Raw genomic sequence first — 215 nt, forward strand, 5'->3', positions numbered from 1 at the left:
TGGAGCTGGAGCTGGAGCTGGAGCTGGAGCTGGAGCTGGAGCTGGAGCTGGAGCTGGAGCTGGAGCTGGAGCTGGAGTTGGAGTTGGAGTTGGAGCTGGAGCTGGAGCTGGAGTTGGAGTTGGAGTTGGAGCTGGTTCCGGTGCAGGTGCAGGTGCAGGTGCAGGTGCAGGTGCAGGTGCAGGTGCAGGTGCAGGTGCAGGTGCAGGTGCAGGTG

The 215-nt window shown here is 63.7% G+C and carries 1 protein-coding gene; it reads left to right on the top strand.

Annotation, left to right across the window (positions count from 1 at the left end):
• A partial coding sequence (locus tag HA630_RS27095; RefSeq protein WP_208299923.1) for a hypothetical protein occupies positions 1–215 on the top strand: 215 nt, incomplete at both ends.

Source organism: Aquabacterium sp. A08, from assembly GCF_011742065.1.